Origin of the sequence: Bradyrhizobium sp. 159 (assembly GCF_023073795.1) — a bacterium.
In the GTDB taxonomy this organism is placed as follows: domain Bacteria; phylum Pseudomonadota; class Alphaproteobacteria; order Rhizobiales; family Xanthobacteraceae; genus Bradyrhizobium.
On sequence record NZ_JADPKE010000110.1, the window covers coordinates 1 to 996 of the forward strand.

1 protein-coding gene and 1 pseudogene are annotated in these 996 nt (G+C 63.8%); both read right to left on the reverse strand.

Features of this window, described 5'->3' with window-relative positions:
- The coding region (istB, locus tag IVA96_RS33095; RefSeq protein ID WP_247421786.1) for an IS21-like element helper ATPase IstB at positions 1 to 599 on the reverse strand (599 nt) is incomplete at its 3' end.
- Positions 599 to 996, reverse strand: a pseudogene (locus IVA96_RS33100) (IS21 family transposase); the annotation flags it as partial. The gene istB and the pseudogene IVA96_RS33100, both read right to left, overlap by 1 nt.

The window sequence follows — 996 nt, forward strand, 5'->3', positions numbered from 1 at the left end:
TCGTAGCGCCGGCTGACCAGTTGGAAGAACAGATGCGCCGCGTCAGGTTCAAGCGGCAAGTAGCCGAGTTCGTCGACGATGAGCAGCTTTGGCTTCGACAGCGCGAGCAGTTTCTCGTCCAGGCGTCGCTCGCCGTGCGCCTTGGCAAGGCCTGCGACCAGCGTCGTCGCAGTGGTGAACTGCACGGTGTATCCGGCCAGGATCGCCTCTCGCCCGAGAGCGATCGACAAGTGCGTCTTACCTACGCCTGGCGGGCCGAGCAGCAGCACGTTCTCTCCGTTGGCTATCCAACGTGATGCGGCCAGGTCGCGGATTTGCTTTGGGTCGATCGATGGCTGCGCTTCGAAGTCGAAGCCCGCAAGCTCCTTCACGGCCGGGAAGTGTGCGAGCTTCAGCGCCATCTCGATGCGGCGATGATCCTTGCGCGCGATCTCGCGCTCGCACAGCAGGATCAGCGTCTCACGCGCCGACAGGTTCGCGCGCGCCGCCTCGTCGAGCAGGCTGTCGAGCTGGTCGCGAATGCCGGAGAGCTGCAATCGCGCCAGCATGGCGTCTAGCGGATCGGTTGTTGCTTCAATTACCTTCGTTGCCCGTGCCATCAGAAGCTTCCTCCGATCACGGCTTCGTATTCGGCAAGAGGACGCAACAACGAGGGCGGTGGAGACGATCCCGGTACCGTCGCCGCAGCAATCTCCGGCCGGCGGACCGCGCCGTTGCGACCAGCAACACCATCGAGATGGGCAAAGTCGATGATCCGCAGCCGGCGACCCTCCGATAGCTTGTGCACTGCTACCTGGTGCAATCCATGGCGGATCCGCACTTCGCCGGCCGCGATCGTTACCGCCACGCGCTCGCCAATCAGGCGCCACGGTACCGAGTAGCTGTTCGTGTCGATCTCGACGGCGCAATCATTGCCGACGACGCGGGTCAGTTCACGCAAGGATCCGAACGAAGGCTGCCCGCCGAGCGGCTTCAACCGATGTATCTCGTCGCGCG